Annotated in this window: 12 protein-coding genes and 1 pseudogene; 3 read left to right on the top strand and 10 right to left on the bottom strand. The window is 70.6% G+C overall.

Annotated features, from left to right (window positions below; genetic code table 11):
* Positions 1 to 425 precede the first annotated feature (425 nt).
* Complete coding sequence (gene trpS / locus AQJ91_RS31500; protein ID WP_067028275.1) at positions 426 to 1451, top strand: tryptophan--tRNA ligase; 1026 nt, start codon at positions 426 to 428, stop codon at positions 1449 to 1451.
* 47 nt (positions 1452 to 1498) lie between these two features.
* Here the strand turns inward: trpS and proC are convergent, their stop codons facing one another.
* The 3 genes from proC to AQJ91_RS31485 are packed head-to-tail and all read right to left on the bottom strand — an operon-like array spanning position 1499 to position 3963.
* The gene (proC, locus tag AQJ91_RS31495; RefSeq protein ID WP_067028273.1) at positions 1499 to 2311 is read right to left on the bottom strand and encodes a pyrroline-5-carboxylate reductase; all 813 of its coding nucleotides are present in this window, start codon (positions 2309 to 2311) and stop codon (positions 1499 to 1501) included.
* Between the two features lie 54 nt (positions 2312 to 2365).
* On the bottom strand, positions 2366 to 3160 hold the full coding sequence (locus tag AQJ91_RS31490) for an ABC transporter permease (protein ID WP_067028271.1): 795 nt from the start codon (positions 3158 to 3160) through the stop codon (positions 2366 to 2368).
* A complete protein-coding gene (locus AQJ91_RS31485) occupies positions 3157 to 3963 on the bottom strand; it encodes an ABC transporter ATP-binding protein (protein ID WP_067028269.1) in 807 nt (268 codons plus the stop codon). Before AQJ91_RS31485 ends, AQJ91_RS31490 begins: the two co-directional genes overlap by 4 nt.
* 288 nt (positions 3964 to 4251) lie before the next feature.
* Between AQJ91_RS31485 and AQJ91_RS56215 the strand changes: the two are divergent.
* Positions 4252 to 4518 (top strand): annotated as a pseudogene (locus AQJ91_RS56215) (SulP family inorganic anion transporter); the annotation flags it as partial.
* 362 nt (positions 4519 to 4880) lie between these two features.
* Here the strand turns inward: AQJ91_RS56215 and AQJ91_RS31480 are convergent.
* From AQJ91_RS31480 to AQJ91_RS31470, 3 genes are all read right to left on the bottom strand, one after another.
* Entirely contained in the window at positions 4881 to 5651 is a 771-nt protein-coding gene (locus tag AQJ91_RS31480) for a class I SAM-dependent methyltransferase (protein WP_067028267.1), read from the bottom strand.
* 132 nt (positions 5652 to 5783) lie between these two features.
* A complete protein-coding gene (locus AQJ91_RS31475) occupies positions 5784 to 6296 on the bottom strand; it encodes a hypothetical protein (protein WP_067028265.1) in 513 nt (170 codons plus the stop codon).
* Positions 6297 to 6343: 47 nt separating this feature from the next.
* Entirely contained in the window at positions 6344 to 6670 is a 327-nt protein-coding gene (locus tag AQJ91_RS31470) for an SH3 domain-containing protein (protein ID WP_067028263.1), read from the bottom strand.
* Positions 6671 to 7050: 380 nt separating this feature from the next.
* Here AQJ91_RS31470 and AQJ91_RS31465 point away from each other — a divergent pair, with 380 nt between their 5' ends.
* Positions 7051 to 9204 carry a serine/threonine-protein kinase gene (locus AQJ91_RS31465; protein WP_067028261.1) on the top strand — a complete coding sequence of 718 codons (2154 nt, stop codon included), beginning with the start codon at positions 7051 to 7053 and terminating at the stop codon, positions 9202 to 9204.
* 158 nt (positions 9205 to 9362) lie between these two features.
* Here the strand turns inward: AQJ91_RS31465 and ilvD are convergent, their stop codons facing one another.
* From ilvD to AQJ91_RS31445, 4 genes are all read right to left on the bottom strand, one after another.
* Positions 9363 to 11216, bottom strand: a complete 1854-nt coding sequence (gene ilvD / locus AQJ91_RS31460; protein WP_067028259.1) for a dihydroxy-acid dehydratase — start codon at positions 11214 to 11216, stop codon at positions 9363 to 9365.
* Positions 11217 to 11359: 143 nt separating this feature from the next.
* Positions 11360 to 12001, bottom strand: coding sequence for a TetR/AcrR family transcriptional regulator (locus AQJ91_RS31455; RefSeq protein ID WP_067028258.1), 642 nt, complete (start codon positions 11999 to 12001; stop codon positions 11360 to 11362).
* The gene (locus tag AQJ91_RS31450) at positions 11998 to 12822 is read right to left on the bottom strand and encodes a sugar phosphate isomerase/epimerase family protein (protein ID WP_199848067.1); all 825 of its coding nucleotides are present in this window, start codon (positions 12820 to 12822) and stop codon (positions 11998 to 12000) included. The genes AQJ91_RS31455 and AQJ91_RS31450 overlap by 4 nt, the downstream gene beginning before the upstream one ends.
* A 214-nt stretch (positions 12823 to 13036) precedes the next feature.
* Positions 13037 to 13969 carry a Ppx/GppA family phosphatase gene (locus AQJ91_RS31445; protein ID WP_067028254.1) on the bottom strand — a complete coding sequence of 311 codons (933 nt, stop codon included), beginning with the start codon at positions 13967 to 13969 and terminating at the stop codon, positions 13037 to 13039.
* Between the last annotated feature and the right edge of the window lie 70 nt (positions 13970 to 14039).

Genomic DNA, 14039 nt, shown 5'->3' with positions numbered 1-14039 from the left:
CGAGTGAGACTTTAGCGGATTCCCGGCCTCCGAGCTAATCGGGGGCTGCGTCCTTTCGAACACGGATTCCTCATTTCGCGAATACGCATGCCAATGACGCGACGGCAGACAGACCGACTGTCGTCGAGTGGTGGTTGGTACTTGCGGAATGGCTGTCCGGGGACCGACCGGAGTCGGCGCTCACGTCGGACAACTCGGAGAACAGTACGGATCGGGGCTGTGTGTGTCAACTTCGGTCAGGAGGGCACCCTCCGGGCGTACTCTGGGGTCCATGACGACGCGTACGTACACCCAGCTGTGGTGGGCCGCCTGACGGCGGCCGTACATACGTATGCAACCAACGGCCGCCGCTTCGGCGGCCGTTCTCGTTCTCCCTCCTGAGGGCCGGCCGGCGAGTGCGGCGGTCTCGACCAGGAGGTGGAGAGATGACGCGGGTCTTCAGTGGGATCAAGCCGACCGGGCATCTGACGCTGGGGAACTACCTCGGAGCCATGCGGCAGTGGGCTGCCGTCGATCAGCACCAGGCCGACGCGCTGTTCTGCATCGTCGATCTGCATGCGCTGACCGTCGATCACGATCCGGCGCGGGTGCGTCGGCTGAGTCGGCAGGCGGCGACGTTGCTGCTGGCGGCGGGGCTGGATCCGGAGCTGTGCACCGTGTTCGTACAGAGTCATGTGGATGAGCACGCGCGGCTGTCGTATGTGCTGGAGTGCGTGGCCACGGACGGTGAGATGCGGCGGATGATCCAGTACAAGGAGAAGGCCGCGCGTGAGCGGGAGCGGGGTGGGAGTGTGCGGCTGTCCCTGCTGACGTATCCCGTGCTGATGGCGGCGGACATCCTGGTGTACGGGACCGATGAGGTGCCGGTGGGGGACGACCAGGCTCAGCATGTGGAGCTGACCCGGGATCTGGCGGTGCGGTTCAACCAGCGCTACGGGCACACCTTCGTGGTGCCTCAGGCGACGCATCCGGCGGTGGCTGCCCGGGTCATGAATCTGCAGGAGCCGACGTCGAAGATGGGGAAGAGCGACGACGCCGGGCCGGGAATCGTCTGTCTGCTCGACGAGCCGGACGTGGTGCGGAAGAAGGTCATGCGGGCCGTGACCGACAGCGGGCGGGACGTCGTCTACGACCGTACGGAGCGGCCGGGGCTCGGCAATCTCCTGGAGATTCTGGCCGCGTGCACGGGTGGGAACCCATCGGACCTGAGCGGTGTATATGAGTCGTACGGCGCTTTGAAGTCGGACACCGCGGAGGCGGTGGTCGAGGTTCTGCGGCCCGTGCAGGAGAGGCACAGGGAGCTGTGCGCGGATCCTGGCTTTGTGGAAGGGGTGCTGGGGGATGGTGCGGAGAGGGCTCGGGCGATGGCGCGGCCGACCGTGGATGCCGCTTATCGGGCGATCGGGTTGCTGCCGGCCGGTGCTGATATGGCGGTGAGTGCGGCGGGGTAGGCGAGCGTTCCCGTGGGTGCCGCCCCTGGGCAGGGGGCGGCAGGGGGTCAGCTGTTGTTGCCGGAGGCCAGTTCGCGGCTGCGGTCGCGGGCGGCTTCGAGGGCGGCGATGAGGGCGGCTCGTACGCCGTGGTTCTCGAGTTCGCGGATGGCGCTGATGGTGGTGCCGGCGGGGGACGTGACGTTCTCGCGGAGCTTGACGGGGTGTTCGCCACTGTCGCGGAGCATCGTCGCGGCGCCGATCGCGGACTGGACGATCAGGTCGTGGGCCTTGTCGCGGGGCAGGCCGAGGAGGATGCCGGCGTCCGTCATGGCTTCGACCAGGTAGAAGAAGTACGCCGGGCCGGAGCCGGAGAGCGCGGTGCAGGCGTCCTGCTGGGACTCGGGGACGCGGAGCGTCTTGCCGACGGCGCCGAAGATCTCCTCGGCGTGTGCGAGGTGTTCGGCGGTGGCGTGGCTGCCGGCGGAGATGACGGACATGGCCTCGTCGACGAGGGCGGGAGTGTTCGTCATGACGCGGACGACGGGTGTGCCCTCGGCCAGGCGCTGTTCGAAGTAGGAGGTGGGGATGCCTGCGGCGCCGCTGATGATCAGGCGGCCGGCGGGGACGTGCGGGGCGAGTTCGTCGAGGAGGGTGCCCATGTCCTGCGGCTTGACCGTGAGGATCAGGGTGTCGGCGGTCTTGGCGGCTTCGGCGTTGGTGACGGGGGTGACGCCGTAGCGGGTGCGGAGTTCGTCGGCTCGTTCCTGGCGGCGGGCGGTGACCAGGAGGTCGGCCGGGGTCCAGCCCGCTCGGATCATTCCGCTGAGCAGGGCTTCACCGATCTTGCCGGTGCCGAGGACTGCGACTTTCTGGGTCATGGCTGAGGTGCCCTCCGGGGGTGCGTCGTCCGGGGTTCATCCTCGCACGGGCGGCTATGCCGTCCTGCGCCTCAGGGTTGCCGCTCCCAGGCCCAGGACCAGCAGGGCGCAGCCGGCCACGATCAGGACGTCGCGGACGAAGGCTGCGGTCATGTCCGTGTGCCTGAGGACCTCGTTCATGCCGTCGACGGCGTAGGACATGGGGAGGACGTTGGAGATGGCTTCGAGGGCGGGGTGCATGTTGTCGCGGGGGGTGAAGAGGCCGCAGAGGAGGAGCTGGGGGAAGATCACGGCCGGCATGAACTGGACGGCCTGGAATTCGGAGGCCGCGAAGGCCGAGACGAAGAGGCCGAGGGCGGTGCCGAGCAGCGCGTCGAGCAGGGCGACGAGGAGGAGCAGCCAGGGGCTGCCGGTGACGTCCAGGCCGAGGAACCAGAGGGCCAGAGCTGTGGCCAGGGCCGACTGGATGATCGCGAGGGTGCCGAAGGCGAGGGCGTAGCCCGCGATCAGGTCGCCTTTGCCGAGGGGCATGGCGAGGAGGCGTTCGAGGGTGCCCGAGGTGCGTTCGCGCAGGGTGGCGATGGAGGTGACCAGGAACATCGTGATCAGCGGGAAGATCCCGAGGAGGGAGGCGCCGATGTTGTCGAAGGTGCGTGGGCTGCCGTCGAAGACGTAGCGCAGCAGGAACAGCATCACACAGGGGACGAGGAGCATCAGCGCGATGGTGCGCGGGTCGTGGCGGAGCTGGCGCAGGACCCGGGCGGCGGTGGCGGCGGTGCGGGAGAGGTTCAGGGCGCCGGTGAGGGCGGAGGGCGTCGCCGTCGTGGGTGTGGTCGTCGTGCTGCTCATCGCGTGGTCTCCTTCGCGTTCGAGCGGGCGGCCGCGGTCGCCTCGTCCACCAGGTGCAGGAAGGCCTCCTCGACTGTTTCGGTGCGCGTGCGGGTGCGCAGGGCGTCCGGGGTGTCGTCGGCGAGGATCTGGCCCTCGCGCATGAGGAGGAGGCGGTGGCAGCGCTCGGCCTCGTCCATGACGTGGGAGGAGATGAGGAGGGTGGCGCCGCGGGAGGCGGCGATGTCGTGGAAGAGGTTCCAGAGGTCGCGGCGGAGGACCGGGTCGAGGCCGACGGTGGGTTCGTCGAGGACGAGGAGTTCAGGGGTGCCGAGGAGGGCGACGGCCAGGGAGACCCGGCTGCGCTGGCCGCCGGAGAGATTGCCGGCCAGGGCGTCGGCGTGGTCGGTGAGGTCGACGTCGGAGATGGCTCGGGTGACGTTCTCGTGGCGGCGGTGGGCTGCCGCGTGGCCGGGGTCGAGGATCGCGGCGAAGTAGGCGAGGTTCTGGCGGATGGTCAGGTCGTCGTAGACGGAGGGGTCTTGGGTGACGTAGCCGATGCGGGTGCGGAGGGTGGGGTGGCCGGCGGGGTGGCCGAGGACGTCGAGGGTGCCGGTAACCTTGGCCTGGGTGCCGACGATGGCGCGCATGAGGGTTGTCTTGCCGCAGCCGGAGGGGCCGAGGAGGCCGGTGATCTGGCCGCGCGGGACGGTGAAGTCGAGGTCGCGGAGGACTTGGCGGGCGCCGCGTACGACGGTCAGGTTCTGGGCTCGGACGGCGGGTTCGTCTGGGGGATCCGATCGGACGGAAGAGTAATTCATCATGTGGTGAATAATGCTCTCGAGGGGTGGTCTCGTCAAGGGCCGAGTGGGGTGTGGCGGGGGCCTGTCGCACCGGAGGGCAGGCGCGTAGCGGCGTGATCGGAGGCGCGTGGTCAGGTTCACGCACCCCGGGATGGCGTGAATGGCGGCCGGAAGGCGCTGCGCGATCAACTTCCTTTCCCGACAATGGATTTCAGTGCGCGGTCATATGCCACGCATGCACGCACGCCGCGCCCTCCCCCGGCTCGGCGGCCCACGCATCTCCCGCTGGTCTCTGGAGGTGCTGTCCGCATGCGCAGTGATGCAGGCAAGGCCGATCTGTTCGCTTCCCTCGTCGTGTTCCTCGTAGCAATGCCCCTATGTGTGGGCGTCGCCATAGCCTCCGGCGTGCCCGCCGGGGGCTGGTCACCGGCATCGTTGGCGGGCTGGTCGCCGGGGCACTGCCAGGCAGCAGCCTGCAGGTGAGCGGGCCGGCGGCGGGGCTGACGGTGCTGGTGTACGAGGACGTGCAGGTAGGGGATCGAGGTTCTCGGGGTGCTGGTGCTCGGGGCCGGGCTGGAAGCTCGCCGGGCTGGTGTCGCTGCCGGGGCTGGGTGCGGTGACTGCCGGGAGGCGAGTGACCGGCAGGGGGTGGTTGATGGGCAGGCGGCGGGTGTGAGGTGGGGACGGGAGTCGGCTGTCCCGAAGGGATGGCGGGAGCGGCGGGTCGGCGTAGAGGCGGGCGGGGCGTATCGACATGCGGGGGCCGTTAGCCGGCGTTCGCGGGCCGGCGTCGGCAGCGGTCGGGGCCGTTAGCAGACGTTCGCACGCTGGGGGGCGGCAGCCGTCGGGGCTGGTGGGGAGGCGGTTCGCTCTGCTGTCTCCTCGGCCATCAGCGGTCGCGCGGCTCGGCGGCCCCGGGGCCGGTCGGGTTCCAGCGGTCAGGACGGGACGGCGACGAGGAGGTCCACGTCGTAGGTCTCCTCCACCGTTCCGTCGGGGAAGGTCTGCAGGAGGTGCTGTCGCTCCTCGGTGAGGAAGGCGGTGCTTGCCTCCTTGCCGTGGATCAGGAAGATCGAGTGGCTGCCGATGTTGGCCAGGTGGATGTCGACGGGGACGCGGCGGGTCCAGCGGATCTTGCGGCGGGTGAAGTCGAGGCGGCCGGTGGGGTCGGCGAGGGCGGCTTGGGCGCCGCTGCCGTTCTTCTCGATGGCGGGGTTGGCGCCGAAGCGGCGGCCGATGCGGTGTGCCTGGTCCGCGATCCACGGGATCTCGAGAGGGGTCGTGTTCCACCACAGGGCGAGCGCACCGCCCGGGCGCAGGACGCGGAGGGCCTCCGGGACCGAGCGCGCGGGGTCGGTCCAGTGCCAGGCCTGGGCGTAGGTGAGGAGGTCGGCGGAGGAGTCGGGGAGGGGCAGGGCGTTGCCGTTGCCGCGGACGATCGGGATGTGGGGGTGGGTGCGGCGGAACTGGGCGGCCATGCCGGCGCCGGGTTCCACGGCCAGTACGTCGGCGCCCCGCTGCTGGAGGAGGGCGGTGGCGATCCCGGTGCCGGCGCCCACGTCGACGACTCGGGTGCCGGTGAGGGGGCGGGCGGTGAGTTCCTCGATGGTGTCGAAGAGGGCGGGCGGGTAGGAGGGGCGGTTGGCGGCGTACTGGGCCGCCGCGACGTCGAAGGAGCGGGCCCGGTCGGTGTGGGAAGGGGCGGTCATACGGCCATGGTGGCCGGGGTGGGTGCGGGGTGCACCGGGTTTGACCGGGAGATGGGGACCTGGATTCCTTGACCAGGAGATCAAGGAATCCAGGGGGTCAAGGGGGTCAAGGAAGTCGTTCCGTCCGGGGGCTCAGGACCGGCGGCGCTTCTTCGACGGGTTGCCTGTGCGGCGGGTGGCGCGCTGCTCGTGCCGCTTGCGGGCCGTCTCGTATTCCTCGCGGTGGAGTTTCTCGCCGGGGGCCTCGGTGAGGGAGCGGAAGAAGTAGGCGAGGAGGGAGCCGACGAAGCCGATGGCCAGGAGGCCGCGGAGGGATGCCTGGCGGTCGGGGTCGGGGCGTTTACCGAAGCCGTCCCAGGTGTGGCGGAAGGCGAGGGCGCTGCAGACCGCGAACATCACGACCATGAGGAGCGTGACGAAGCTGCCGATGGCGGCGATCTGGAGGCCCTGGTAGGCGAAGCGGAGGACCAGGCAGGAGACGGCGGCGGCCACGAGGGAGCCGACGGCGACCGCGATGCGGCGGGCGGTGTAGCCGTTGTCGTGGTGCACCCAGGTCGTGCCGAAGAAGCGCAGGGGTTCGGGGCGGGGCCCGGCGGGGGGTGTGGAGCCCGCGGGGGTGGCCGGGGTGCCGTTCTCGTCGCTCACGCGTCGATTATGGCTCCGGTGGGCCGCGGGCTCCGTAGTCGGTACGGTCAGGTGCAGCGCGGGGCGACGTAGCCGTCGCTGCCGGTAAGCACATACGCGTCCGAGACGTACTCGCCGTTGCTGATGTTGTCCCAGATCCTGGATGTGCCGTACGGGCCCGTCACGGCCGTCCCGAGGGTCTGGCAGTAGATCGGGACGCGGGAGCCTTCGGGCAGGACGCGCACGATGTTGTAGCTCGTGCCGGGACCACTGCGGACGTTGAGGCGGACGCCCGGCGCGATCGGGTAGTAGCGGACCGTCGCGGTCGCCGCCGCCATCGTCGTGACGGCCTCTTCCGCGCCGCCTTCTCTCTCTTCGACATCGTCGACAGACATGAAAAACCTCCCCCGCTGATCCCATGACTGCCATGGGATCCCGTTGATTCCCCCTGAAACGCGCCATAAAACACATGTGCGCAACTCGCACGCGGAGGCTAGTGCCCCGGCAGGCAGCGTTCGCCCGTCAAGGAGCGGCGTCCGGTGCGTGCTCTCGGCGTGCCGGCCGGAAGTCCTCGTACTGGATGTACTTGGGCTTTCGGCCGGTGCGGCGAGTGGGGGCACCTCCCACGCCCTTGAGGCAGTGGGGGAGTGTGCCGGGCGTCGCGACGGGGCGAACGTTGCCTGTTGGGGCACTAGCAAGCCGCCTCCGTCTCGCACGAGTCATCGACTAGGCTCCGTGCGTCGCGCGCGCGGACGAACAGCACGGGGGTGGTCCCATGGCGCCACAGCACAGCACCGGAGCGGGCGCGGAAGCGGAACTTCCCGAGTACGCCGGTCACTACCGGCTGGAGTCATGTCTCGGGTCGGGCGGCATGGGGGTCGTGCATCTGGCCCGGAGCACCTCGGGGATGAAGCTCGCGGTGAAGGTCGTCCATGCCGAGTTCGCCAGGGATCCCGAGTTCAGGGGCCGGTTCCGGCAGGAGGTGGCGGCCGCCCGGCGGGTGAGCGGCGCCTTCACCGCGTCGGTCGTCGACGCCGATCCCGAGGCCGAACGGCCCTGGATGGCCACGCTGTTCATTCCCGGGCCGACCCTTTCCGATCATGTGAAGCGGAATGGGCCGATGGCTCCTGCGCAGTTGCGGCAGTTGATGGCCGGGCTGGCCGAGGCGCTGCGTGACATCCATCGGGTCGGGGTCGTCCACCGGGATCTGAAGCCGAGCAATGTGCTGCTCGCGGAGGACGGGCCGAAGGTCATCGACTTCGGCATTTCTCGGCCAAAGGACAGTGAACTGCGGACCGAGACCGGGAAGTTGATCGGGACGCCGCCGTTCATGGCGCCCGAGCAGTTCCGGCGGCCGCGGGAGGTCGGACCGGCCGCGGACATCTTCGCGCTGGGGTCGGTGTTGGTGCATGCGGCGACGGGGCGCGGGCCGTTCGACTCCGACAGTCCGTACGTCGTGGCCTACCAGGTCGTGCACGACGAGCCGGACCTGGCCGGCGTACCGGAGAATCTCGCGCCGCTCGTGAGGCGCTGCCTCGCCAAGGAGCCCGAGGACCGGCCCACTCCCGACGAGTTGATGCGGGAGCTGCGGTCGGTGGCGGCGTCGTACGACACCCAGGCGTTCATACCGGAGCAGCGGAGCGGTGACACGCCGACGCCGGTGCCGAAGCCGCCTGCCGCGGAGCCCGAGCGGCAGCCCGAAGAGCGGCCCGAAGAGCGGCCCGAGAAGCGGCTCAAGGGGCGGCTGCGCAGGCGCGTGGTCCTCGCGGCAGGGGCCGTCGTCCTCGTGGCCGGCGGAGCTCTCGCCTCTCTTCCCCTCCTCGGCGAGGAGGGCGCGGGGAAGGACGCGGGCGACGGAAGGAAGGCCACGGATGTCCGGACCACGCAGGCCGCGTTCCGTGCGTGGCAGGCGAAGCCGTTGTCAGGCAAGGAGGGCATGCCGCAGTGCTCCTACGGCGCGGACAGGCTGCTCTGCGCGCTGCCCGGCGTGGTCTTCGCCCTCGAGCCGTCCGACGGCACCCTGCTGTGGCGGCACTCCGTTGCCACGACGCTGCCCAGCGGCCCGCCGGTCGTGTCGGGCGGCCTCGTACAGCCCTATACGGACGGCGGCCGGCAGCTCGCGGCGCTCGATCCCGCATCGGGCGCGGAGGTCTGGCAGCGGGAGGTGCCCGGGCAGAGCATGACGCGGTACGTCGGCGGCATGCTCCTGATCACCGGTGCGGACGGAACGGTCACCGGTGTGGACAGCGCCTCCGGCGACACGAAATGGAGCCGGCAGATGCCGGGCCGGGGTGGGGCGCCCTTCACCTCGTTCGCCGGGGACCCGCTGGCGTACCGGACGCGGACGGCCGACGACGGGGCGAGCACGCTGGTCACGGCGGTGGATCCGGGGACCGGCGACGTGCGGTGGGAAGCCCGGCTGAGCGGGTCGCTGAAGCCCGTCGGCGCCCAGGACGGCTCCGTCTTCTTCCTCGCCGCCGACGCGGGCAACGGGGACACGGACGCCGTGGTCCGCTATACGCCGGAATCCGGGGCGTCGAGCCGGGTGGAGCTCCCCGTCGCCCGGCTGGACGCGCACGCCGGCGTGCGGGGGAACATCGTCTACGTCCTGGCCGCCAGCGGCACGCTGGATGCCGTCGACCTGGGGGCGGGGAAGCACCTGTGGAGCCTCGAGACGTCGGTGAGCCGCAGTTCGGCCCCGGTCGCCGACGGCGACCACGTGTACGTCACGGCCGCTGACGGCCGACTGCTGGCCGTCGACGCCCGGGAAGGGAAACTCCTGGGGCAGACACCGCCGCGCCTCGGCACGAACTCGGACCAGGTGGTGGCCGCGGTACCGACCCCCGTCATCGCCGGTACCCGCGTCTACGCCACCGCCCCCGACGGCACCGTCTTCGCCGTGAGCGCCGGGAACCCGTCCGCCTGGTGACACAAGAGGAGCGAGACAGAAGGACCGGCGCAGAGGAACCGACACAAGAAGACCGGCAGAAGAGGCCGACGTAAAAGGGCCGCCCCCGACCCGTCACAGTCGGAGGCGGCCCACTCAGCCCTCGGCTCGGCCTCGGCCTCGGCCAAGCCGCCCTCGGCTCAGCCCAGCAGGCTCACATCGCGCACGGCGCCCTTGTCCGCGCTGGTCGCCATCGCGGCGTACGCCTTCAGGGCCGCCGACACCTTCCGGTCCCGGTTCCGGGGGGCGTACGCCCCGTTCAGCGTCTGCTCGCGGCGCGCCAGTTCGGCGTCGTCGACCAGGAGCTCGATCGTGCGGTTCGGGATGTCGATGCGGATGCGGTCGCCGTCCTCGACCAGGGCGATCGTGCCGCCGGAGGCCGCCTCGGGGGACGCGTGGCCGATGGACAGGCCCGAGGTGCCGCCGGAGAAGCGGCCGTCGGTGATCAGGGCGCAGGTCTTGCCGAGGCCGCGGCCCTTGAGGAACGACGTCGGGTAGAGCATCTCCTGCATGCCGGGGCCGCCCTTGGGACCCTCGTAGCGGATGACCACGACGTCGCCGTCCGTCACCTGCTTGTTGAGGATCTTCTCGACCGCCTCTTCCTGGGACTCGCAGACGACCGCCGGGCCCTCGAAGGTCCAGATCGACTCGTCGACGCCGGCCGTCTTCACCACGCAGCCGTCGACCGCGAGGTTGCCCTTGAGGACCGCCAGGCCGCCGTCCTTGGAGTACGCGTGTTCGGCCGAGCGGATGCAGCCGCCCTCGGCGTCCTCGTCCAGGGCCGCCCAGCGCTCCGACTGGGAGAAGGCCTCGGCGGAGCGGACGCAGCCCGGGGCCGCGTGCCACAGTTCCAGGGCCTCCGGGGAGGGCGAGCCGCCCCGCACGTCCCAGGTCTTCATCCAGTCGGACAGGTACGGGCTGTGGACCGCGTGCACGTCCTCGTTGAGGAGTCCCGCGCGGTGCAGTTCGCCGAGCAGGGCCGGGATGCCGCCCGCGCGGTGCACGTCCTCCATGTAGTACGTGCGGTTCTTCGCGACGTTCGGGGCGACCTTCGCCAGGCAGGGCACGCGGCGCGAGACCGCGTCGATCTGCTCCAGGCCGAAGGGGACGCCCGCCTCCTGGGCCGCCGCCAGCAGGTGCAGGATCGTGTTGGTCGAGCCGCCCATCGCGATGTCGAGGGCCATGGCGTTCTCGAAGGCCGCGATGGTGGCGATGTTGAGGGGCAGGACCGTGTCGTCGTCCTGCTCGTAGTAGCGGCGGGTGATGTCCATGACCGTGCGGGCCGCATCGACGTACAGCTGTTTACGGGCCGTGTGCGTGGCCAGGACCGAGCCGTTGCCGGGGAGGGAGAGACCGATCGCCTCGGTCAGGCAGTTCATCGAGTTGGCCGTGAACATGCCGGAGCAGGAGCCGCAGGTCGGACAGGCGTTCTCCTCGATACGGAGGATGTCCTCGTCCGAGATCTTGTCGTTCACGGCGTCGGAGATCGCGTCGACCAGGTCGAGAGTGCGGACCGTGCCGTCGACCAGCGTGGCGCGGCCGGACTCCATCGGCCCGCCGGAGACGAAAACCGTCGGGATGTTGAGGCGCAGGGCGGCCATCAGCATGCCCGGGGTGATCTTGTCGCAGTTGGAGATGCAGATCAGGGCGTCGGCGCAGTGGGCCTCGACCATGTACTCGACCGAGTCCGCGATGAGGTCGCGGGACGGGAGGGAGTACAGCATTCCGCCGTGCCCCATCGCGATGCCGTCGTCGACGGCGATCGTGTTGAACTCGCGTGGGATGCCGCCGGCCTCGACGATCGCCTCGCTGACGATCCGGCCGACGGGCTGCAGATGGGTGTGGCCCGGCACGAACTCGGTGAAGCTGTTCGCCACCGCGATGATCGGCTTCCGGCCGATGTCCGCACCGGGTACACCGGAGGCGCGCATAAGGGCGCGGGCGCCCGCCATGTTGCGGCCGTGGGTAACTGTGCGGGACCTCAGCTCGGGCATCGTCGCTCGCTCCTTCGGAGAGTTCCGCCGGACTGTGCCGACAGAGTGATGACGTAGTCGAGCGTACGCCGGTGCTCCAAGGGGCGGACACGTTGTCCGGAATACGGGATGTACGTCCCGGTCGGCGGCCACCCCACCGGGGGTTACGGCCCCGTCAGATGCCCCTGCACCACCGGCGCCACCCGGGCGATGATCTCCTCGACGTCCGCCGACGCGATCGGCTCGATCCTGATCACGTACCGCATCATCGCGATGCCGACGAGCTGCGCGGCCGCGAGTTCGGCGCGCAGTTCCGCGTCCGGGGCGCCGAGCTGTCCGGCGATGCGGCGCATCAGCTGGGCGGAGATCAGACGGCGGAAGACGGCGGCCGCGGCCTCGTTGTTCACGGCCGAGCGGACGATGGCGAGCAGCGGGGTCCGGGTGGCCGGGTTCTCCCAGAGGCCGAAGATGACGCGGGTCATGCGCTCGCCCACGCCGTCGAGCGGGCCTTCGACCACCGCGTCGCGCACCTTCAGCGCGGGTGCGAAGGCGACTTCCACGGCCGCCTCGAAGACCTGCTCCTTGGTGCCGAAGTAGTGGTGGACCAGAGCGGCGTCGACGCCGGCCGCCTTGGCGATGCCGCGTACGGACGTCTTGTCGTAGCCGCGCTCGGAGAACTCCTCGCGGGCCGCGGTCAGGATGCGGTCGCGGGTGTCGGCCGATTCCGTACGCGGGGGGCGGCCGCGTTTGCGGGAGGCCGGGTCCTTGGGAGAGGCCGGGCCTTGGGGTGAGGTCACGCCGGTCATGGCCGGGGGACCTTCAGCGCCGAGGCCAGATGCAGCCGGGTGAAGGCGAGGGCCTCGGCGAGGTCGGCCTCGCGTTCGGCGCCGGACATCGCGCGGCGGGTGTTCACCTCGATGACGACATGGCCGTCGAAACCGCTCAGCGCGAGGCGTTCCAGCAGCTGGGCGCAGGGCTGGGTGCCGCGGCCGGGGACGAGGTGCTCGTCCTTCGCCGATCCCCTGCCGTCGGCGAGGTGGACGTGGCCGAGGCGGTCGCCCATGCGGTCGATCATGTGGATCGCGTCGGTGCGGGCGGTCGAGGTGTGGCTGAGGTCGATCGTGAAGTGGCGGTAGTCGTCCTTCGTGACGTCCCAGTCGGGGGCGTACGCGAGCATCTCGCGGTCGCGGTAGCGCCAGGGGTACATGTTCTCGACGGCGAACCGCACATCTGTCTCATTCGCCATGCGCCAGATCCCGGCGACGAAGTCCCGTGCGTACTGGCGCTGCCAGCGGAACGGCGGGTGCACGACGACCGTGCTCGCGCCGAGCCTCTCGGCGGCCGCCCGGGCGCGCTGGAGTTTGGTCCAGGGGTCCGTGGACCACACGCGCTGCGTGATCAGCAGACAGGGCGCGTGCACGGCCAGAACCGGGATCCGGTGGTAGTCGCTGAGTCTGCGCAGCGCCTCGATGTCCTGGCTGACCGGGTCGGTCCACACCATGACCTCGACGCCGTCGTACCCGAGGCGCGCGGCGATCTCGAAGGCCGTCGCCGTCGACTCCGGATAGACGGAGGCCGTCGACAGGGCGACCTTCGCATCCGGGACGCGCACCAATGGTTCTGCCACGAGGGACAGACTAAAGGGCCACGCTCGACACCGGGGAGCCGATGCCCCCTGCCGACGGCGCGGGGGCACGGCAACCGGCCACGCGCGGGTGCGGTCCGTGGGCACACGCGCGGGCAGGTGTGCGGCCGTGCAGACGCCGTGTCTCTCGGCACGCGCGCGCGTGGCACACCTCACGTACGCGCACCGGGAACCCGCCCCGCGCGCGTGGCGTACTTCACGCCGTCGGCATGTGGTCCAGGCGGCGCAGGATCACGCCCTCGCGCAGTGCCCAGGGGCAGATCTCCAGCGTCTCGACGCCGAACAGATCCATCGCGCCCTCGGCGACCAGCGCGCCCGCGAGGAGCTGGTTGGCGCGGCCCTCGGAGACGCCGGGGAGTTCGGCACGTTCGGCGGTGGTCATGCCGGCCAGTTGCGGCACCCAGGCCTCCAGGGACTCCCGCTTCAGGTCGCGCTGGACGTAGAGGCCCTCGGCGGAGCGGGCGGCGCCGGCGAGGCGGGCCAGCTGTTTGAAGGTCTTGGACGTGGCGACCACGTGGTCGGGGGCGCCGAAGCGGCTGAACTCGCCGACGGTACGGGCGATCTGCGCGCGGACATGGCGTCGTAGCGCCCGGATGTCGTCCGGGTCGGGCGGGTCGCCCGGCAGCCAGCCCGCGGTGAGGCGGCCCGCGCCGAGCGGGAGGGAGACGGCCGTGTCGGGCTCCTCGTCGATGCCGTAGGCGATCTCCAGGGAGCCGCCGCCGATGTCCAGGACGAGCAGCTTCCCTGCCGACCAGCCGAACCAGCGGCGGACGGCGAGGAAGGTCAGTCGGGCCTCCTCCGCGCCGGTCAGGACCTGGAGCTCGACGCCGGTCTCCTCCTTCACGCGCGCGAGGACGTCGTCGGCGTTGCTGGCCTCGCGCACGGCGGAGGTCGCGAACGGCAGCAGGTCCTCGACGCCCTTGTCCTCGGCGGCCTGAAGCGCCTCATGGACGACGCCGATCAGTTTGTCGACCCCTTCGGGGCCGATGGCCCCGCCCTCGTCGAGAAGTTGGGCAAGGCGCAGCTCCACCTTGTGCGAGTGCGCGGGCAGCGGGCGCGCGCCCGGGTGCGCATCCACCACCAGCAGATGCACTGTGTTCGATCCCACGTCGAGGACACCGAGTCTCATGTACGGAACGCTACTGCCAGCCGGGCCGTCCTCCGTCCTCGGAGTCGTTCCGGGCGCTTTACTCTGGTCT

Source organism: Streptomyces dysideae, from assembly GCF_001514305.1.
GTDB lineage: Bacteria > Actinomycetota > Actinomycetes > Streptomycetales > Streptomycetaceae > Streptomyces > Streptomyces dysideae.
The sequence above is the reverse complement of the archived record's forward strand: the minus strand, read 5'-3'. Positions and strand labels throughout refer to the sequence as shown.